The sequence below is a fragment of the Paenibacillus tyrphae genome, from assembly GCF_000722545.1.
GTDB classification, from domain to species: domain Bacteria; phylum Bacillota; class Bacilli; order Paenibacillales; family NBRC-103111; genus Paenibacillus_G; species Paenibacillus_G tyrfis.
Genome location: NZ_JNVM01000020.1, coordinates 72,413 through 91,662, shown reverse-complemented (window position 1 = coordinate 91,662; position 19,250 = coordinate 72,413). Strand labels below are relative to the sequence as shown.

Here is a 19,250-nt window from a genome sequence, read left to right as displayed (position 1 = left end):
GATTAAATTAACTGGTTGTCATTTTGAAGCTAATAGCTTATTCTTAGTTTTGTAAAACGAACGATATGCTAACGAATGGAGGCGCTCGAATATGACGAATTACGTCCAAAACCTCGAATCTGCAAACGCGGCTCAACCGGCTAACCTTGTAAAGGAGCGGCGGCAGATTGCCGCAAAAACGGCAAAGAGCAACAAGGCGGAGCAGGTTTACAGTGGGCAAGCAGAGCCTTGGGAACCGCGTCAACCGGTAACTTTGGAGATGATCCGGACGAAGTTTGCCGGGCTCGTTCAAGCCGGACGTCAATGTGAAATTCGGGCGCTCCTCCGGCATTACGGCGCCGAACGGCTGCCGGACGTTCCGACGAAATATTTTGACGAGCTGCTCCACGCGGCGGAAAAGCTCGGGTGAACGGTGCTGCAAGTTTAAGCTGTAAGTTCGATCGGACATGCTTCCAGAGAATGACGAGAGGGGAACAAACCGGAATGATGATGCTTAATCTCGAACAAAACTACGAAAAAATGGCTATAGATCAGCTTCGCGGATATAAACGGCTTGTCGGACGAATCAAGATGCTTGAGAAATACCCTGTCAGCGGCGGGATGCGGCTCGGCACGATTGTTCAGGACGGTCAGCTGCAAGACCTGCACCGGCAATGGCGGAAGCTGGCGACATCCGGGGCAGACCAAGAAGCGCTTCGAAGCACGGAGGCGAAAATCAAAGCGCTATTGGAAGGGCAACTGGGTACGTCGGACGGTTATCAGGGGATATTGGCGCGGGTAAGCGAGTTGGAGGAGCTGGGACGGCAAAAAGAGCAGATGGAGCAAGCCATGGATGCTCTGGACGATTTTAAACACGAATACGCGCAAGTGCTCAAATTGCTGTATGTGGATGGAAACGAGCCGCATGACATCGCTTGCGATCTGGGCATCTCCTTATCCACCTTCTATGGATGGAGACGCAAAGCATTAAAGGAATACGGAATATTGATTAGCTAGAGTCGCAGCGGTCTGCGGCTCTTTTTTGCGTTTATGGGTCTGCTTGACCAGTTCGGCAGGCTTCGCTTGTGCTATAATGAAGCTAATTTTCAATAAAGAGGAAATGGGGAGAAACCGATGCTTCAGCAGGATTTGGCATTTATCAAAAACGTAAAAATGGAAGAGATTCCGTGGCAGCGCCTGATCTCCTCCTACGGACGGGCAGCGGCGGTCCCGCAATGGTTTCATGCGATGGCTTACGGAGATATGGAGGCAATGGACAATGCCGCCGGGCGATTGGCTGAGGAGCTTGAGCATCAAAGCACGCTGTGGCACGCTACGCCGTTCGGCGTCATTTTTGCGATGAGGATGCTTGGCGAAGCTGCGAACGACTCCGCGAAGCAGGAATTAAGCGAGCAGGAGCGCGAGCGTTTGATTGTGCTTATCGTCGCGATTCTGAACATGTGCCAGCCCATTGCGGTTGCGTGCGCAGATACGCTAGGCCATGTTGTGGACATGGAACCGTTCTCGTCCATCACCGATCTGCTTCATGAAAATGAGCTTTGGCCGGAAGACGAAGAAGAGGACGAGGAACGTTGGGAGGACGATCCCGTCTCCGATCAGGCATTTTACAGCTTCGTTTACTATACGGCACAAATTTTGCTTCTATATAAGGAAGAGATTCGCCGGCTTTGCGATTCGGTGCGTGAGGAAGTGCGGAATGCCGCGGAGGAGCTGTATGCGGAGGTAGAAAGTATCGAGGCTGTGGGCTGAGTTGAGAAAGATAGGCTTGGTGGAAAAACGTTGGAATTCGTCTGCAAAAGCATTGGAATAACTATGGACAACCTTTGTAACGAAGTGAGGTTTTCCCGTGCTATGATGTTAATGTAAGATAATTGTGCTAAGGGGAACACGAACGAAAGAGTCGCAGCGATGCGGCTCTTTTTGCATTCGCTCCGCCGCACAAGATTAGGCTTCAGGGGGAGGGAGGATATGGAGCGGTTGCGCAAACTGGATGGTACAGTTCGAGCAGGCGATTTCCGGAGCACCCTTTGAGGTGTAAGCCGCTGCCAGGCGGAAACGCAAGCTGCGGCAATTCATGAAGCTTTTATCCGGCTTCTATCGGGGTGGTGAACGTGGAAGAAATTAAGCAGGGGATCGCGAAACGGCTCAAGGAATTGTTTCCGGCCGCGAGCGTCTATACGGAACAAGTCGAGCAGGACTTTACGAAGCCTGCTTTTTTTGTTCGGCAAACGGAAGGTGCGCAGAAGCACGTAATGAACCGCCGGTATATCCGGACGGGGACGTTCGACATCGCCTACTTTCCGGTTCCGGGCAGTCCGCAGTTGATCCGAGATTGCGAGACGGTCCGGGATACGTTGTACGAGCGGCTTGAGCTGATCCCGTGGGAAGGTCATACGTATCGCAGCTCAGGCATGCGTTACACTTTGGCAGACAACGTGCTTCATTTTTACGTGAGCTTCGAGGTTCATGTAATGCGGCCCAAAGAGGCCGTGCCAACGATGCGAAATTTAGTACAGGAGGAACATATCCGACATGATTAAAAAAGGGACGTCGAAAGCGGCAGCCATGAAGGAAGAAACGACTGTGGCGCAGGAGAGCTTGCCGGCTTTTACGAAGCAGCAGTTTTTGGAATCGCAGCTGTTTACGGGGCAGCAAAAAGATTTGCTGAACGCTCTGCTGCAAGACGAGGAAACGTATACGACCGATCAGGTCAAACAACAAATCGAACAATATTTGAAAAAGGCGGTGGAGTAGATGGCAGGCGGAACATGGACAACTCAAAACAAAGTACGCCCAGGGGTGTACATCAATTTCGTAGGTGAAGGAAAACCGGCCGGTGCAGCCGGCGATCGCGGGATTATGACGATGGCGCTGCCGCTCGGCTGGGGCGAAGCGAAAAAGGTGCTGACCATCAGCGCAGGAGACGATGTGAAGACGCTGCTCGGCTACGATATCGCAGCGCCTCAGCTGCTGCTGGTTCGGGAGGCTTTGAAGCGCGCGAAAATGGTGCTGCTGTACCGTTTGAATGCAGGGACGAAGGCGGCCGCAACGGTCGGCGCGCTGAAGGTAACGGCCAAGCACGGTGGCGTGCGCGGCAACGATTTGTCGGTCGTCGTTCAAGCGAATATCGACGACAATACGAAATTCGACGTGAAGACGCTGCTGGCCGGCCAAGCCGTCGATTCCCAGACGGTGGCCAATATCGCCGGGCTGAAGGCGAACGATTGGGTCGTATTTAGCGGCACGGGCGACTTGACGGCAACGGCGGGCGCTTCGCTCACCGGCGGTGCTGACGGCACTGTGACGAACCAGGACCATACCGATTACCTCGGGGCGATCGAAGTGTTCGACTTCCAAACGATGGCGCTCGCATCCGGCGACGCTACGTTGAAATCCGTGTACACGGCATTCGTGAAGCGGCTTCGAGACACCGAAGGCAAGAAGGTGCAGGCCGTGCTGGAAAACTATCCGGCAGCCGATTTTGAAGGCATCATCAGCGTCAAAAACGGCGTCGTGCTGACGGACGGCACCGTTCTGGATGCAGTGAAAGCGACGGTATGGGTAGCTGCGGCTACAGCCGGGGCGCAGGTGAACCAATCGCTGACGTACCAAGCGTACGACGATGCGGTGGACGTGGACATCCGTTACACGAACTCCCAAATCGAATCCGCGCTGCGCGGCGGCGAGGTTGTGTTTGTGCAAAACAAAGGCCGTGCCATTATTGAGCAGGACCTGAACACGTTCAAAAGCTTCCTGCCGACCAAGGGCAAGGCGTTCTCCAAAAACCGCGTAATCCGCGTGCTCGACGGCATTGCCAACGATATTAAGCGGATTTTCGAGACATTCTATATCGGTAAGGTGAGCAACGACCACGACGGGCGCAATTTGCTGTGGAACGAGGTCGTCACTTACCTGAGATCGCTGCAGGCGAATGCGGCCATCCAAAATTTCAATTCGCAAACCGATGTGAATGTCATTCAAGGCCAGGACGCGGACAGCGTGTATGTGGAATTGCACGTCCAGCCGGTGGATTCGATCGAAAAAATCTACATGAAAGTGACGGTGAAGTAACATGGCAGATCAAAAAGTGTTACACGCTCGCGATACGATTAGCGGTCAGGAAGGCCGTGCTTACGCAACGATCAACGGAAACAAGGAAGAAATGTTCTACGTTAAAAAGCTGGAAGCCAAGGTCGAGAAGGAAAAGGCCGAAATCAAGGCGCTCGGTCGCCGGGGAACGCAAAGCAAGGCAAAAGGTTGGAAGGGTACCGGCAGCATGACGATTTACTATATCACGACGCTTTTCCGCGACCTGATGAATGAATATATGGTCAGCGGCAAGGATACTTATTTCGATATTACGGTAACGAACGAGGACCCTTCCTCTTCCGTTGGAATGCAAACCGTTATTATTAAAAATGTCAACCTGGACAGTGTCATTATGGCGTCTCTCGATACCGGAAGTGACACGTTGGAGGAGGAAATTTCCTTCACCTTCGACGGTATTGAAATTAAAGATCGTTTCAAAGCCCCTTCCATGAACTAATCATATTAACAGGAGGACATGATACATGAGCGATTTAAGCGTATTTTTTGCCCAAAATGCAGAAGCCAACACAATTGAGGAAGTCATTATTTCCGAACGATTTAAGGACCGGGAGGGCGTTCCGGTGCCTTGGCGTCTCCGCAGCATGACGGAGGATGAAAACGAGGCGGTGCGTAAAGCCGTAACGAAGCGCGTCAAAGGCAAAGGCGGCAGCTATACCACTGAAGTCGACCAGAACGAGTATATCGCCAAGCTGGCCGTGAACAGCGTCGTTTTCCCGAACCTCAAGGATGCGGAATTGCAGCAATCGTACGGCGTGCTCGGCGCCGAGTCGCTGCTGCGCAAAATGCTGCTCCCCGGGGAGTACGCAAACCTGCTTCAAAAAGTGCAGGAGCTCAACGGCTTCGACAAGGATATGAACGAGCTGGTTGATGAAGTAAAAAACTGATCAACGAGGGCGCAGGCGAGGCGAATTATGCCTACTATGCCCTCCATGAGCTTCACATTTTACCGCAGGATCTCATGGCGATGTCGCGGCACGAAAGGGCCGCGATCTACGCCATGATCGACGTGCGGGTGGAAAAGGAAAAGCGCGCCCGCGCTAAAAAAGGGCTATGAGAAGCGTCTCTTAGGAGGCGCTTCTTTTCAGGTTGTAGAAAGGAGGTAGTGGATGTGAATTTTGGTCTCAAAATTTTTGAACGTACGGCAACGGCGTTTGGACAGGTTCCAAAGTTAGTGCAATCCGCTCGGACAGGCATATTGCGTATAAGCACAATGGCCTTTCTGCAATTTCAACGAGTGTCCGAAGCTGCGAGTGCATGGGTGACTAATCTGAAGAAGAATATTATTCAAAAATTACGTCAGATTCGATTGCCGTCCCTCAACATTCCGTCTTCGATGGTCCGGATCGTCATTAACGTAACGATTAATGTCTCCGGCAATTTGTCAGCACTTCAACAGCTTCAGCGATCGCCAGGAAAAATATCCGGAATGTTCCGCAATATGGGAGAAAAGGTTAATAAAGCATTTCAGAATATAAAGCAATTCAAATTGCCTTCTCTTAATTTAAAACCGATAGCCCGAGCCGCAGAGGCAATAAAGCAAGTGTTGTTCAATGCTTTTACAGCCGGGCTGCAAAAGTCTAAACAAGTAATTTTGGCGATATCGACGGGCTTTGGTAAGTTAAGAAACTATATTTCAACAGCCTTACAGAAAATTAGACTACCGAATGTGGGACAATGGTTTCGAGGATTACGAGGAACGGCCGCGGCAGCTCAAGGAACAGCGAATGCGGGGCCACAAAGAGCCTCAAATACGGCAGCACAAAATGCGAAAAGCTCATTCCAAAAATTTGGATCTGCTTTTGGTTCATTGCTATCCGAGAATGGGCAGAAGCTGTTTCAGGCTACCATTGGAGGGGCTATGGAGCAGCAAAAGCGAAAAGACATGTTCATTGAACGTGCGGGAGGCGATAAGAAAAACGATAAGTTTGGCGAATCCATGTTTGAATTCTACAAAGCAGAAGCGCTAGGGTTAGGGGTCGATGTCAACGAGTATTTGTCCAGTGCATTAACGTTCATGCCTGTTGCGCAGAACGCGGACCAGATCAGCAAGCTGAACAACATTGCTCATCGACTGGCGACATTCGATCCCCAGAACCAAGGTTTGCAGGCTAACGGATTGGCAGTAAAAGAGGCATTGAGTGGGGATACGGCTTCTATGGCTGCTTTGGCAAAACGTTTTGGGATGAGTCAAAACCAGGTAAATGAGCTGAAGCTTGATGAATTAGCAGATAAAGGCGACATTGAAGGATTCGTTTCCGCTTTCGACAAGCTGCTCGAACAGAACAATATGGGTCAAAAAGCTTATGAAATTATGATTAATAGTCCGACGGAACAAGTTGGAACGTTGGTAACTAATGTTAAGAATGCTTTTGCTGAAATGGGTCAAGCTGCTTTTCAGGCGTTTGGTAAATTGAGCGAAAAGATTAACGAAGCTTTCAAATCCCAAAAATTTCAGTCTTTCATTGAAGGTATTCGAGCCGGCCTTTTTGTAATTGCTGACATAACGTCGACTGTAGTGCAGTTTCTCGTTAATAATTTTGGCCTTGTTCAAAATATACTGGTAGCTCTTGGTATCGTTTTATTGGTGCTAGCGGGCATATGGCTAGTGCAATGGTTTGCCGCTCTATGGCCTGTATTTTTGGTCATTGCAGCTATTGTAATACTTCTTGAAATTTTAAATTATTTTGGGATTACAACGAGTGAAGTTATAGGCTTTGTAATTGGGTTATTTATGAGCTTGGAGGCATCCATTAACAACTTTTTTGCAGTTTATTGGAATATTTTGGTCGCCTTTGCTGAGTTTTTTGCGAATGTTCTCACCGATCCGGCGTATGCGCTTCAAAAATTGTTTTACGATATATTTCTAAGTTTACACGAATATTTCAGTAACTTTATTAATGACTGCGTCAAAGGGGTAAATTGGTTAATTGAGAAATTTAATGATTTTGCAGGGACTGAAATTCCTCCTATCCCTACATTCAAAGTGGAGGTTGAAAAATTAAAGCCGAAGACGGACAAAGATGTGGTCGATTATTCTAATCGCCGCATGGGGCAAAAGAGCACTTTCGATGCAATTGGCGAAGGTCAAAAGTTTATGAATGCAATCATGCCACCTGTTGTAGGTAATCCTGATGACAAGACCAATGACATCAAAGAACGAGTAAAAAAGTGGACTAATGTACCGAAAAACTTCCCTGCTGGCAAACAGCCTGGCTCCGAGCTTCCTAATCTCAACCACGTGAACTCGATCGGCCAAATCGATAATACGGTCGATATTTCCAGCGAAGACTTGGAGGTCATGCGGGATTTGGCTGAAATTCAGAGCATCCAAAACTTTGTGACGCTGACACCGACCGTACAGGTGACCACAGGGGATATTCACCAGCCGACTGATGCGAACGAAATGATCCGGCGCATCGAAGAAGTGATGTCGCGCGAAATCGCAAATTCCGCTCAAGGGGTGTACGCGTGATGGAAGACCATTATTTTATTTATTTGAGTTTTAATAACCAGGCCGAGGGTTGGAGGCTGCCGGTCAACCCGGAATCGATCGAAATTTCGGAAGAAGGTCAAGGGAAGACGTACAACATTGTCGGCAAAGGTGGGGGGACAGAGGAGACGCGCGCGGGCGAAATTAATGTCATTCAGAGCCCGAGGCTGAAAACGGTCAGCTTCAGCAGCTTCTTTCCCTCAAAATCGCATAACTATCCGTTTATTGTACAGGGAATTCCGGAGCTGACTCCGAATCCGAAGTATCTGTATCTTAGCGATGGGATTCATGACCCGATGAAATACGTGAAAGATATCCGCAAATGGATGGAAACCAAGCATCCCATTCGTTTTATGTATATCGTTCGTCGTGGTCGCGAAGATGGAAAACTAGATAACGCCAGCGATCGAGATCTTAACTTTCCGGCCTCGATCGAAAAGTTCGAATGGAAGGAAGTTGCCGGTTCCCCAGGTGATATCGAATATACGCTGTCGCTTAAGGAATACGTCTTTTACTCAGCCAGAAATGTTCAGCCTGTTGTGAATGCCAAAGGGGAGACCGTTCTCGTTCAGCAGCAGCCTGCTCGTCCGAACGAAGGGGTCATGCCGGAGACGCACATCTTCCAAGACGGGGACAGTCTTACGAAAATATCTACAAAGTACTACGGCGACAGTGCGCGTGCCCGCGAAATCCAAGAATTGAATGGGATTTCCGATTCAGAGGTAGAAGGTATCCGAAACGGCACGGTACTGAAACTGCTGCCAAAGTAAAGGGGGACCGTCATGCTCCAGATCGAAATCGATAACAAGGACGGCTTCCTATGGGACCTTTCGGGGATCGTCTCCGAAGCGACATTTAAAACCGCCCGGGTCGGACAGGCTTCAAGCTTTGAAATGACCTTGATCAAGGGCGGTTTCTACGAATCGAAAGAATTCAAGTACAACCTCGGCGACATTGTTCGGGTTAGACAAGACGGCCGCAATGTGTTTTACGGCTATATTTTCTCCATCGAAAGCGGGAGAGAGGAAACCGTACAGATTACGGCCTACGATCAAATGCGCTATTTGCTTGCAAATGACTCTTACGTGCTCTCGAATGTAACGGCAACGCAAGTGGTGGAACGTATCGGCAAAGACTTTGGGCTGAAGCTCGGGAAGCTGGACGATACAAAGCATGTCATTCCGGGGCTTAGCGAAAATAATACGAAATTGCTTGATATCATTTTCAAAGCGCTTGACAAGACGTTAATCGCCACGAAAAAAATTTACGTCCTCTTCGACGATTTCGGGGAGTTGACGCTTCGTGATGCCGAAACTATGGCACTGGATTTTTCGCTTGGGGATACGAGCCTTGTTTACGATTACAAGCAGAAACGCTCTCTCGACAAAACCAGCAACAAGATCAAGATCGTCCGGGACAATAAAGAATCCGGAAAGAGAGAGCTGTACATTGTTCAAGACAGCCGAGCCATCGCCAAATGGGGGCTGCTTCAGCATTACCAGACCGTCGACGAAAAGGTGAGCGTCGAAAAAGTCAAAGAAATGCTGGACAATCTGATCCAGCTGAAAAACCGCGAGCAAAGGTCGTTTTCGATCGACGCTCTTGGGGATATCCGCGTGCGAGCCGGCTGCTACGTTTCCATTAACATGGAAGAGCTGGGATTGAACCAACGCTTTTTGGTCAATGAATGCACGCATAAATTTGACGGCAGTGTCGAGCATACGATGAGCTTGGAATTGATCGACATTCGCATTGGGGAGAGGTAGGAATGGGACTCTTAAATCTTATCAAACAAGCCGGTCTCGATGCCGTCGAGGCGGGCAATCCGGTATCCGTATTGTACGGAACGGTAGCAAGCGAAAGTCCTCTGAGTGTAACCATTGACCAACGGTTTACGCTGACGGAGGACTTTTTAGTTGTTCCGGAACAGCTGACGGATTACCGGGTGACGGTGGGGGGACAGGAGATCGTCATCCGGGAAGGCCTGAAAACGGGTAACACTGTCATTTTGCTTCGCATGCAGGGCGGGGAGCAGTATGTCATTGTAGATCGGGTGGTGACGGCATGATTCCGCAAGGCGGTGTGCTGGGAAACAACCGGAACGTGGAAGTTGCGCAGCTTCCCAGCCGGACTTACCGGTTGGATAATGCGACGAACCGGATCGTCGGTATGACCGACGGGCTGGACGCGGTCAAGCAGGCTGCGCAGCTCATTTTGGAGACAGAGCGTTTTGAGCATTTGATCTATAGCGGCAACTATGGCCGCGAGTTCGCCGGATTGCTTGGACGAGAGCCTGCTTTCGTGCAGGCGGAGCTCCACCGGCGCATCCGGGCGGCGCTTATGCAGGACGATCGGATTCGGGATGTGCAGGACATGCGGATCACGGTTATGGGGGACGAAGCTTCGGCTTCGTTCACCGTCGTATCGCAATACGGCAGTTTTGAGATGACGAAAGGAGTGGGAGCGGGTGTATGAACATCAGACGTTTCAAACGATTCTGAACCGGATGCTTTCCCGTGTGCCGGCAGACGTGGACAAGCGGGAGGGCAGCATCATCTATGACGCCCTTGCGCCGGCCGCTTTGGAGCTGACGGAGATGTATTTTCAGCTGGATACGAATTTGAACCTTTCGCTTGCAGATACGTCGAGCGGTGAATTTTTGGAACGGCGGACGGCCGAATTCGGTGTTGAACGTGAAAAGGCCAGCAAATCGCGCCGCAAGGGGCTATTTTACGGGAATGCCGACGCACCGACGGATGTGCCTGTCGGCAGCCGGTTCGGGGCCGGAGACCTGCGGTATGCGGTTGTTCGCCGCATTGCGGCTGGCGTGTTCGAGTTGGAATGCGAAACGGCCGGCGTCACCGGAAACCATTATTTCGGCGCGCTGCTGCCCATCGATTATATCGCCGGACTTGTCCGCGCTGAATTGGCTGACGTGCTTGTCCCGGGAGAGGACGAGGAGACGGACGAGGTGCTTCGGAAGCGGTTTTTCCAAGGACAGAAGGAGAAGCCGTTCGGGGGCAACGTGGCGGATTATAAACAAAAGATCGGCAATATTCCCGGCGTTGGCGGGGTCAAAATCTTCCCGGCATGGCAGGGAGGCGGAACGGTCAAATGTACCTTGTTGGGCAGCGATTTTAATCCGCCGTCTGCTGCCTTGATCGAAGAAGTGCAGACGGCCATAGATCCTACGGTGAACCAGGGCAAAGGCTGGGGGCTGGCTCCGATGGGCCATACCGTCACGATTGGCGGCGTTCAAAACGTGAAGATCGACGTGGAGACGACGATTACGCTCGGTGCCGGTGTGACCGTCGGGCAGGTGCAGGGGGAGATTGAGGCAGCCATTTCGTCCTATTTGCTCGGATTGCGGCAAACCTGGGCGGAGGAATCGCAACTGATCGTCCGGATCAGCCAGATCGATGCGCGTATTTTGACCGTATCCGGGGTGAACGATGTGAAGGGTACCCGCTTGAATGGCCAGACGGCGAACATTACTTTGTCTACGGAGAAAATCCCGCAGATGGGGAAGGTGACGCTGCATGCCTAAGCTGATGGAATATTTGCCGGAGCATTTTCATGAGATCAAGGAAATGAAAGAGCTGAACCGAACCGAGGACGAGGAAATCGAGGCGATTGCCCAAGCGGTCCGGCAGTTTTTGGATAACCAATTCGTCACTACGGCGCAGGAATGGGTGATCAAACGGCGGGAGGATATGGTCGGTATTCGTGCAGACTCGGCAGTGGAGACGCTGGAGTTCCGGCGCAACCGGTTGATTAACCGTTATTCCACGCGTCCGCCGTTCACCGTCCGCTACCTGCAAAGCCGGTTGGATTCTCTCATCGGGCCGGGCGTGGCGAAGGTTGAAGTGGATGGGCAAAATTTCATTTTGAAAATTACGATGGGTGTACCCGATGCGGCGTATTTCAAGGAGATCGAGCATACGGTACAAATCGTTAAGCCGGCGAACCTTGTATACAACCAAGCGACTTCTCTGGCCGATCGCGTCGGGCTGGAGGAGCGCATTTGGAAAACGCCGCTTACCCGGATGACCCGGCTTTCCACGACGTGGAAGCTGGGCAGCACCCCATTCGCCAATCGTGGCAAGGAGGTACAGGTGAAATGATTCCTAAAACGTTTATAAGCGAGTTGGCTCAATTTACGAATACGCAAATTGCAAAAGTGGTGCTGAACGGGAACTATGAGATCGATACGTTCCGGATCAAAAAAGTGGAAGCGGGCATCGTGGAGCTGGAGTATATGATTCCTGCCGGATCGGTGGCTGAGGTGACTTTGATCGAGCTCAAAAGCAGCAAAGGGCAAGTGGTGAGCTCTAACGAGGCGTATGTGCCGATTACGAGCGATACGGTGATTAAGCATACAATGACGGTTAAGGAGGTTTAACATGGCATACACCGGAAAAACGGATTGGAAATACGATGAGGTTGTTACGGAAGACGATATGAACAGAATCGAAAAAGGTGTCATGGATGCACATGAAGAGCTTCAAGGCGTCAAGGACGGAATCCGAGCAGATAAAACGAAGCCGCTCGTTGTAGAGGTCCGAACATCAGACCCGGATTCTCCAGCTATGGGCCGTATGTGGATTCGCAGCGATCTGTAAAGGGGGAATTACTCGTGCCATATATAGACTCATCTGCTTATAAAGACGCCTGCTATCGAGGAGGTTCTGGCTCTAGCGGTACAAGTACAACAATGCAGATAGGTGAATTTAATGGTGGCTTTGCTGTGGGAATGGTGGCGTTTAACTACATATCCATACCACAAGGAAATGTAATAACAAAAGCGGAAATTTTTTTAGTTGGAGCTGGAATTACTACTGGAGTAACAACTGGAACAATATCAGTCAGACCTCTAATCTCTGATTGGACAGAATCCTCCTTTGCTCCAAATCATTCAGGAGAAATATCAAGTACTCCTTGGTCAGGCGATCCATTTCCAGGTAATTATTACTCCTTTGATGTTACAAACTATGCTAGGAGTAACCTAAATCAGTTTTTTGATAAAGGCGTCGGCATATGGTTCAGCGCAAACGGTCTGTTATCTTTCCGTACTAGGGAGAGTGGAAGTCCTCCGATTCTAAGGGTCACCTATGCTCCAAATAATCCTCCAAATGCTCCCGGTCTACAAACTCCGGTCCATGGTTCGATTACCAACAATCGGAACCCAGTCTTTAACTGGACTTTTTCCGATCCAGACGGAGGAGACCACCAGACGGCTTGGCAAATACAAGTCAGCGCTGGCGACGGTGGCGCATTTACTAATATTGTTATGGATTCAGGGAAAAACACAACGGCTACGAACCAGTGGACGTTTTATGACTTTGGGGACAATCAGTATTATTACCGAATTCGTACATGGGATCAATATGATGCTGTAAGCCCTTGGTCATGGGTACCATGGTTTGGTATTGAAACTAAACCGCCTGAAGCCGGAAGTATAACGGGTACACAACATCTGAATGTACAACCGAACAATACATTCAGGGTGTGGGCCTATAATGTAAAGGACAACTGGTCCGGTGTCTCTGTAGTGAGATTTCCCACCGCTGGGCCGGGATATGATTTCCAGTGGCGAGATGGCATCAAAGACGGCGGAAGTGATAATTGGTTCTGCGACATTCCAATCAATGCCTATAACAACAATGAAGGCATTTATACTACCCATGTCTATGCCTACGATAACGCGGGGAATAGCGGATTTCTTGGTGAAATCAAGACATTCGTCGATAGGACACCAGCCACAATCGGCAGCGTATCTGGTATTCAATATACTCAGGGTTCTTCCGCAAGAGTGTGGGCAGCTGACGTAACTGACGGAATATCCGGCGTGGATCGGGTTACTGTGCATGTGGTGCGTCCTGATGGTTCATGGTACTTTTTGGCTAATGCTACTCGAGATGGTAACTCAAATAATTACTTTATTGACGTTCCATTAGATTACGAGGGAAATTGGGGAGTAGATTTCCGAGCTTATGATAGAGCCCAGAATGAACCTGTAATGGTTCGGGCCAATGTAATAAGAGATAATTCTGCACCCAAAATCACAGGCGTCCAAGGCTATAGCTATTCAAACCAAACTGGAGGTACACGTCGTACCTGGATTTATGGTGTGAGTGATGCGTTAAGCGGAGTTGGAGCGGTTGAAGCCTACTACGTTAAATCTGGGATGAGTTTTATTGGGCCTCAAGCTGCCGGACAGTCTGGAAGCGATTATTACTTCGATGTTCCGATTTATGCGGGCGATGGTGAGTACATCGTTCATTTTTATTTACGGGATAAGGCGGGTAATCAAAGCGGACCGCATGAGGTGAAATTCTTTGTCGATACTCAACGCGCAAATGATCCGAATGTTTCAGTAACTTATGAGGAGACGAGAGCTACTTTCACATGGCTTCGTTTTTCTGATCCTGTGCCATCCTCAGGTTACGCTCGAACTCTTTTCTATTTAGGCGAGTGGACAGGAACATCTTGGGTTGGCGGTTCACCAAATTTATTTAATGGTGTAGAGATTACAAATGATATTAATGTAATTGAAAAATCAGTATTTAACTTAAAAAAAGGAACAAGATATCGTTACACAGTAACTCATTACGATAAGGCAGGGAATGAAAGTGCGTACACATACCGAGAATTTGTAACTAAAAAGAAGATTGATGAAATCCATGTAAGAATTAATCAAGAAATAGTCGCACTCAATATTTACGACATTAATTCTGGTGTACTTGGGTCAACAGCATTAAGAATAGCTTTGAAAGATAATACAATAGGGTGTTTTGAGTTGCTTCCTGTCGCGGATTCGAATGCAACACCGTATCGAATAAAAACAAAAGATGCAATAAGGGCTATTGCCAAAGGACAAGTGATTGAAACAATCAAGCCTGAAAATCATATAACGTTACCTCTTACGTTTACAGCACAATAGAAAGGATGACGAACCTATGCCATTTACATTTCCTACAGACAATCGGGAACGAGCAGGGGCTGTGAGACCAACTAATGACGGAAATAATTTCTATATTCCAGTCGTTATTTTTGGAGCTGATGGGGTTACACCCATCAGTTTCAATCCTGATGGCAGCCAAAATGTTGCCATAACTGGATCTAATAATTTTAAGCATGGAATCGTAGATGTACCTAATAAGGGAACAAAGGTTAGATTACCTGACGTAAAATGCACAGAAGTAACCATAATCGCTAAAAAAACAAATACAGGAAAAATTTATATAGGTAATAGTTCACTTACTTCTACAAATTATGCAATAGAGCTTGATGCTGGTGAATCAGTTACATTGCCTGTATCTAATGTGAATTTAGCGTACATTGGCGCTGGTATTGATGGTGAGGGGGTTACCTATGTCTCGTTTTAATTATAATGCCAATGTTAAAGTAAAAGAGGCCATTCATAAGATAACAGAAACTAGCGAAAATCTAACCAATGCAGAAACTGTTCGAATAGAGGCTGAGCTGAAAAGGAATTCGGCCGAGACGACTAGAGCCAGTAGTGAGAGTACACGCAAAGATGCAGAAACCTCAAGGACGGATAAAGAGAAAGCAAGAGAACTATCTGAAGAAACACGGCAAACAAATGAACTAACGCGAAAAACGCAAGAAGCTGCTAGAGTAGAAGCAGAAACAGTCAGACAAGCAAGTGAGACAGCAAGGGTAAACGATCATAATGCATTTAAATTGTTGGAAGCTTTTGATAAGACTCACACTTATGTTCCCATGAATAAAGTTATCTATCAAGGGAGCACATATCAATGTATTGCTGATTCAACTGGAAATTTGCCGACGGATACAAACTTCTGGGTATGCATAGCTCAAAAGGGACTAGATGGACAAGGCGGATCTAGACCGATGAGAATAGTGGAAACAAATGAAGATCTTGATAGTGTTTCTGATCGGCAAATTGGAGATTCGGTTCTTGTTAAAAATTATATTAACAGAATTGATCCCCCAAAAATTATTACTGCAAACCTTTATACAAATAATGGCCCTGCATCTGTTCCAGCAGGGTCTTCTAGTTGGTATGTGGAGGGCATTACTACAAACGGTATTAGTACAGGCGTGGGCATTCCCATTGAGGTGCCTGAGGCTGGAAGCCCTGTACCTACGGATAAATATACGTTAAAAATGACAATTGCCATTCCGCCTAATATCTCAAAAATACAGGTCTATGTTAAATATGGAGCAAATACAAGAAGGGCCACTTTTTCTGGATCTAGTCTTATTGATGTCACTCCAAACAGTGATTATTTTTTCGATCCTATTGCACTTAACGGCTCTCTTAGTTTTTTTCCTTTTCTTCCTTCCAATGCAACATCACAGCCACCGGTAGAGACAATTTTTCGGTGGGATGGCTCTAATTGGGTTCAGGATGTAACAAAATCCAAGCTTACTTCCGTTCTTGGGTATTCTCCTGCACAGAATTATTTGGTTGAAACACCTTCTCAATTGAATGCAATCAAAGGAATGAAAACGGGAGACAAAGCACTGGTTAAAGTGGAAGGGGTATCCAGTTCTTATAAAGCTTCATTTAACACAGACTCAATAAAAGCTTATTTTCATCGCATAGATAATGTAGGTAACTTAAATGTCCCAAATGTAAAATATGCCGTTGTTGTAGTAACCGATCAAGGAGAAAGCGAACCAGTCTATGTTGATGTACCTATTACGTCAGATAGATATTCGAATGCAGCAGTTTTTATTAATTTTAGCGGAGATAAAAATTTAGAAAGAGCACAAAAAATTACAGTGCTTCGTAGTTTAGATTCCGGAACGACATGGTATCAAATTAATTCTGGCCCAATGTTAGGTGGGCAGTGGGAAACAACTGATATTGGTTATGGCACAGGTAAAACTAGATCGTTTTACAATAATTCAACTGAGGTGTATGTAAAATCAGGGAATTATACTTATGATGGAAACGCATGGGTTAAAGAAAAGCTAGCAAAATGGTACAAAGTTAAATACTTTGAAGATTTACATAATATGACAATTTCGTGTAACGCTGGCGATTTTTTGCTTGTTACTCATAGCAAACCGAATACCCTTTTACAGAAACCACAAGTGGACTCAGCAAATGTTTCCTTAGTGAATTCAACAACTATTGGCGCGAATGACGGTGGGTTAGAGTCCTTATTTGTTTTTACTGCCTATAATGAGTATGGTGAGACAGATGGTGTCGAAGTTAGATTGCCCAATTCTTCAGGAATTGGAAACGGTAAATATTTAACTGCAAGTATAGATGTGACTGGTAAGATTCCAGAAGAAGCTATTGGTATAAAAGTATATCATGCCTCACAACAACCTGGAGGTCCAGCATCCCAAGCAAAGCTGATAGCTAATTTGTCAGCCTTCAATCCAAAATATGTGTACGATATGTCATGGAGAAGTCTTAACCAGAAAACACCAAGTAGTAATAATGCTTATGTCAATAGTTACCCAGAGACTTATTACTTTGACGGTGCATTATGGAGAAGTTGCTTTTCTGTAGCTCCAAGTGATGTCGTTGATTTTATCGGATATCAGCCTGAAAACCTAAGTACTTATCGAAGTGGAAAAGACGCGAATGGGAAATACACAATAATTGAGTATAAAAGACAGGGATCTAATACGTTATATTCAAAATCCGAGCTGTCTGGTACGGTGGATTCGAAGGGGAATTATCCAATTAGAAAGCAGTATTATTATGATTCAGATGGGATAACCGTAATTAAAACTATCACGTATACAAGAACATTTGACAGTAATGGAGAATTGTTAAATGAAGTTATTACCTAAATTAAATGTGGCTTTGTCTGCATTCTAATACTTGATGTGCCTATAAAATCTTATGTGATTGCTTCTCAAAATGGCGGATTGAGAAATGCGATACGTGGCCCCGAGCAATCGGGGTTATTTTTCATACCCGAAAAGGGGAAGAGGGGTTGACATGGACAAACCATTGATTTTCAAAACTGCCTTCGGAGCAGTAGGAGCTTTTTTCTCATGGGTCGTTGGTGGGTTAGGCTTGGCCTTTACCATTCTGTTGGGACTAATGCTGTTGGACTATGCGACAGGACTTATGGCGGGATACGTCAGGAAGGAGCTCAGCAGTCGGATTGGAGTCACAGGGCTTGCTCGAAAGACGTACATTATTATCTTGGTCGGCTGCGTGTACATGATCGAAAAATCGGTCCTGAACTCAAACGGCGTAATTGGCGACGGCGTTGTTATCGCGTACAGCGTCATTGAGTTTCTAAGCATCGTCGAGAATGGCGGAAAGCTCGGGGTACCTCTCGGGCCATTGAGCAACGTTATATCCGCGATCAAAGGGAAGGAGGAGAGTCATTGACAAGGGAGCAATTTATTGCTACGGTTGCACCTGTCGCTGTGGAACTGAGAAGGGAAGGTTCTCGGATCTTCCCTTCGGTTCGGATCGCTCAGGCTTTGCTAGAGACCGGCGGCAAGATCCATGAGTGGAACAATCTCGTTGGTTATAAAGTCGGCAGCGGCCGGCCCAACGAGTTTTGGAAAGGAAAATCGGTAAGCACCAAGACGTGGGAAGTATATGACGGCGTTCGAGTAGATGGTGTGCAAGCCCATTGGCGCGCCTATGACTGTCTTGAGGATTGCTTTCGGGATCAAGATTTGCTTTTTCAATGGAGTCGGTACGACCGTGTACGAAGCGCCAAGTCGCCGCAGGAACAGGTAGAGATGCTGCTCGTTTGCGGCTATGCCACCGATCCGGATTACTCTAAAAAGTTAAACAGTTTGATCGCGAACTATTCGCTTGAACAGTATGATAAGGAGGCAGCCGAAGCGATGCTGGATGCAGGAGTAGCCAATACGATTATCGATACATGGATGAGTCCAGCTTGGAAGGAATCCGAGGTAAAACGCTGCGAGGCGGAACAACAAGGAGACACGAATGCGGCTTCCGCTCATCAAGAACAAGCGGATTATATTCATTGGCTTGCAAATGAGCTTCGGAAAGCTTCCGGGCAGATTTTGCAATAATCGGATGCATAACGAAATAGACTAAACCTATCCCTATCGGCTTCGGCTGGTAGGGATTTTTTTGTTTTAAATATAGTAAAAAAAGTACCTCTAACCGGAAACATGTAGTTTAGAGGTAACTTGGTTATTTTATAACAAAATAACTACTTTTTCTTCAACACTTCGATATCGGCTTCCATACGAAGCTGGCGGCGATTAAGAATGTCGACGCTATGCTCGAGGGTATTTTGTTCCGCTCGAATCTCTTTATTTGCTTTGTTTTGTTCGCCAACCATATGAATCAATTGACCGATCATGCTTTCATTGTGATCGAAGCGAGTATGAACCTTGCGGAATTCGTCGTCTACTTTCTGAAACTTCTCAGTGAACTCGGAGCGCACGCTTTGGATCTTTGATTTCATGTCTGATACTTCAAACTTCATATCGTTCATTTCCGAGCGTAAGCTACCAACTTCTGAGCGCAGACCACCGATTTCGGAGAGAATCAAGTCGAGTTTATTTTCGTCCATGGGAGCACGTCCTTCTGGAGAAGAGATGATATAACTATAATGCGAACGGGATGCGAACGACAAGGTGGATTTGGCGAAAACTGTAAGAAAAAGGGGGGCAAACTGTGGCAGGAACCGAA

Annotated in this window: 23 protein-coding genes; 22 read left to right on the top strand and 1 reads right to left on the bottom strand. The window is 47.5% G+C overall.

From position 1 onward, the window contains the following. Positions 1–91: 91 nt before the first annotated feature. The 22 genes from ET33_RS23730 (at position 92) to ET33_RS23625 (ending at position 18,622) form a co-directional block, all read left to right on the top strand. The gene (locus ET33_RS23730) at positions 92–409 is read left to right on the top strand and encodes a hypothetical protein (RefSeq protein WP_036687713.1); all 318 of its coding nucleotides are present in this window, start codon (positions 92–94) and stop codon (positions 407–409) included. A gap of 74 nt (positions 410–483) precedes the next feature. Further along, positions 484–996: a DUF1492 domain-containing protein gene (locus ET33_RS23725; RefSeq protein WP_036687709.1), complete on the top strand. Its 513-nt coding sequence runs from the start codon at positions 484–486 to the stop codon at positions 994–996. Between the two features lie 117 nt (positions 997–1,113). After that, the gene (locus ET33_RS23720; protein WP_051775558.1) at positions 1,114–1,749 is read left to right on the top strand and encodes a hypothetical protein; all 636 of its coding nucleotides are present in this window, start codon (positions 1,114–1,116) and stop codon (positions 1,747–1,749) included. A 362-nt stretch (positions 1,750–2,111) separates the two neighbouring features. Continuing rightward, entirely contained in the window at positions 2,112–2,540 is a 429-nt protein-coding gene (locus ET33_RS23715) for a phage tail terminator family protein (RefSeq protein WP_036687707.1), read from the top strand. Then, on the top strand, positions 2,533–2,754 hold the full coding sequence (locus ET33_RS23710) for a hypothetical protein (protein ID WP_051775557.1): 222 nt from the start codon (positions 2,533–2,535) through the stop codon (positions 2,752–2,754). Before ET33_RS23715 ends, ET33_RS23710 begins: the two co-directional genes overlap by 8 nt. Next, entirely contained in the window at positions 2,755–4,071 is a 1,317-nt protein-coding gene (locus tag ET33_RS23705; protein ID WP_036687704.1) for a phage tail sheath family protein, read from the top strand. A gap of 1 nt (position 4,072) precedes the next feature. Continuing rightward, a complete protein-coding gene (locus ET33_RS23700; RefSeq protein ID WP_036687701.1) occupies positions 4,073–4,546 on the top strand; it encodes a phage tail tube protein in 474 nt (157 codons plus the stop codon). A gap of 25 nt (positions 4,547–4,571) precedes the next feature. Continuing rightward, positions 4,572–4,994 (top strand): phage tail assembly chaperone, encoded by a 423-nt coding sequence (locus ET33_RS23695; protein ID WP_036687698.1) that lies wholly within the window; start codon positions 4,572–4,574, stop codon positions 4,992–4,994. Between the two features lie 224 nt (positions 4,995–5,218). Then, positions 5,219–7,582 carry a hypothetical protein gene (locus tag ET33_RS23690; protein ID WP_036687695.1) on the top strand — a complete coding sequence of 788 codons (2,364 nt, stop codon included), beginning with the start codon at positions 5,219–5,221 and terminating at the stop codon, positions 7,580–7,582. Then, the gene (locus ET33_RS23685) at positions 7,582–8,370 is read left to right on the top strand and encodes a LysM peptidoglycan-binding domain-containing protein (protein WP_036687692.1); all 789 of its coding nucleotides are present in this window, start codon (positions 7,582–7,584) and stop codon (positions 8,368–8,370) included. Before ET33_RS23690 ends, ET33_RS23685 begins: the two co-directional genes overlap by 1 nt. A 12-nt stretch (positions 8,371–8,382) precedes the next feature. Then, entirely contained in the window at positions 8,383–9,366 is a 984-nt protein-coding gene (locus tag ET33_RS23680) for an XkdQ/YqbQ family protein (RefSeq protein WP_036687690.1), read from the top strand. A 2-nt stretch (positions 9,367–9,368) separates the two neighbouring features. After that, positions 9,369–9,668: a DUF2577 domain-containing protein gene (locus ET33_RS23675; RefSeq protein ID WP_036687688.1), complete on the top strand. Its 300-nt coding sequence runs from the start codon at positions 9,369–9,371 to the stop codon at positions 9,666–9,668. Further along, the gene (locus tag ET33_RS23670; protein WP_036687685.1) at positions 9,665–10,075 is read left to right on the top strand and encodes a DUF2634 domain-containing protein; all 411 of its coding nucleotides are present in this window, start codon (positions 9,665–9,667) and stop codon (positions 10,073–10,075) included. Before ET33_RS23675 ends, ET33_RS23670 begins: the two co-directional genes overlap by 4 nt. Beyond that, positions 10,068–11,147, top strand: a complete 1,080-nt coding sequence (locus ET33_RS23665; protein WP_036687683.1) for a baseplate J/gp47 family protein — start codon at positions 10,068–10,070, stop codon at positions 11,145–11,147. The genes ET33_RS23670 and ET33_RS23665 overlap by 8 nt, the downstream gene beginning before the upstream one ends. Next, a complete protein-coding gene (locus ET33_RS23660; RefSeq protein ID WP_036687681.1) occupies positions 11,140–11,724 on the top strand; it encodes a putative phage tail protein in 585 nt (194 codons plus the stop codon). The genes ET33_RS23665 and ET33_RS23660 overlap by 8 nt, the downstream gene beginning before the upstream one ends. After that, on the top strand, positions 11,721–12,002 hold the full coding sequence (locus ET33_RS23655) for a hypothetical protein (protein ID WP_036687678.1): 282 nt from the start codon (positions 11,721–11,723) through the stop codon (positions 12,000–12,002). The genes ET33_RS23660 and ET33_RS23655 overlap by 4 nt, the downstream gene beginning before the upstream one ends. Position 12,003: 1 nt before the next feature. Next, on the top strand, positions 12,004–12,222 hold the full coding sequence (locus ET33_RS23650) for a hypothetical protein (protein ID WP_036687675.1): 219 nt from the start codon (positions 12,004–12,006) through the stop codon (positions 12,220–12,222). Positions 12,223–12,236: 14 nt separating this feature from the next. Next, positions 12,237–14,543, top strand: coding sequence for a glycoside hydrolase family 78 protein (locus ET33_RS23645; protein ID WP_152570693.1), 2,307 nt, complete (start codon positions 12,237–12,239; stop codon positions 14,541–14,543). A 16-nt stretch (positions 14,544–14,559) separates the two neighbouring features. Next, the gene (locus ET33_RS23640; RefSeq protein ID WP_051775556.1) at positions 14,560–14,988 is read left to right on the top strand and encodes a hypothetical protein; all 429 of its coding nucleotides are present in this window, start codon (positions 14,560–14,562) and stop codon (positions 14,986–14,988) included. Then, positions 14,975–17,404, top strand: a complete 2,430-nt coding sequence (locus ET33_RS23635) for a hypothetical protein (RefSeq protein WP_036687672.1) — start codon at positions 14,975–14,977, stop codon at positions 17,402–17,404. The genes ET33_RS23640 and ET33_RS23635 overlap by 14 nt, the downstream gene beginning before the upstream one ends. A 151-nt stretch (positions 17,405–17,555) precedes the next feature. Further along, positions 17,556–17,957, top strand: coding sequence for a phage holin family protein (locus ET33_RS23630; protein ID WP_036687670.1), 402 nt, complete (start codon positions 17,556–17,558; stop codon positions 17,955–17,957). Then, positions 17,954–18,622, top strand: coding sequence for a glycoside hydrolase family 73 protein (locus ET33_RS23625; protein ID WP_051775555.1), 669 nt, complete (start codon positions 17,954–17,956; stop codon positions 18,620–18,622). The genes ET33_RS23630 and ET33_RS23625 overlap by 4 nt, the downstream gene beginning before the upstream one ends. Before the next feature lie 143 nt (positions 18,623–18,765). On the opposite strand, the gene ET33_RS23620 is transcribed toward ET33_RS23625, so the two are convergent. Then, a complete protein-coding gene (locus tag ET33_RS23620; protein ID WP_036687668.1) occupies positions 18,766–19,131 on the bottom strand; it encodes a hypothetical protein in 366 nt (121 codons plus the stop codon). Positions 19,132–19,250: the final 119 nt, after the last annotated feature.

Coding starts and splice junctions, on each gene's coding strand:
- ET33_RS23730 (WP_036687713.1), top strand. CDS start 92: ATGACGAATTACGTCCAAAACCTCGAATCTGCAAACGCGGCTCAACCG.
- ET33_RS23725 (WP_036687709.1), top strand. CDS start 484: ATGATGATGCTTAATCTCGAACAAAACTACGAAAAAATGGCTATAGAT.
- ET33_RS23720 (WP_051775558.1), top strand. CDS start 1,114: ATGCTTCAGCAGGATTTGGCATTTATCAAAAACGTAAAAATGGAAGAG.
- ET33_RS23710 (WP_051775557.1), top strand. CDS start 2,533: ATGATTAAAAAAGGGACGTCGAAAGCGGCAGCCATGAAGGAAGAAACG.
- ET33_RS23705 (WP_036687704.1), top strand. CDS start 2,755: ATGGCAGGCGGAACATGGACAACTCAAAACAAAGTACGCCCAGGGGTG.
- ET33_RS23700 (WP_036687701.1), top strand. CDS start 4,073: ATGGCAGATCAAAAAGTGTTACACGCTCGCGATACGATTAGCGGTCAG.
- ET33_RS23695 (WP_036687698.1), top strand. CDS start 4,572: ATGAGCGATTTAAGCGTATTTTTTGCCCAAAATGCAGAAGCCAACACA.
- ET33_RS23685 (WP_036687692.1), top strand. CDS start 7,582: ATGGAAGACCATTATTTTATTTATTTGAGTTTTAATAACCAGGCCGAG.
- ET33_RS23680 (WP_036687690.1), top strand. CDS start 8,383: ATGCTCCAGATCGAAATCGATAACAAGGACGGCTTCCTATGGGACCTT.
- ET33_RS23675 (WP_036687688.1), top strand. CDS start 9,369: ATGGGACTCTTAAATCTTATCAAACAAGCCGGTCTCGATGCCGTCGAG.
- ET33_RS23670 (WP_036687685.1), top strand. CDS start 9,665: ATGATTCCGCAAGGCGGTGTGCTGGGAAACAACCGGAACGTGGAAGTT.
- ET33_RS23660 (WP_036687681.1), top strand. CDS start 11,140: ATGCCTAAGCTGATGGAATATTTGCCGGAGCATTTTCATGAGATCAAG.
- ET33_RS23655 (WP_036687678.1), top strand. CDS start 11,721: ATGATTCCTAAAACGTTTATAAGCGAGTTGGCTCAATTTACGAATACG.
- ET33_RS23650 (WP_036687675.1), top strand. CDS start 12,004: ATGGCATACACCGGAAAAACGGATTGGAAATACGATGAGGTTGTTACG.
- ET33_RS23640 (WP_051775556.1), top strand. CDS start 14,560: ATGCCATTTACATTTCCTACAGACAATCGGGAACGAGCAGGGGCTGTG.
- ET33_RS23635 (WP_036687672.1), top strand. CDS start 14,975: ATGTCTCGTTTTAATTATAATGCCAATGTTAAAGTAAAAGAGGCCATT.
- ET33_RS23630 (WP_036687670.1), top strand. CDS start 17,556: ATGGACAAACCATTGATTTTCAAAACTGCCTTCGGAGCAGTAGGAGCT.
- ET33_RS23620 (WP_036687668.1), bottom strand. CDS start 19,131: ATGGACGAAAATAAACTCGACTTGATTCTCTCCGAAATCGGTGGTCTG.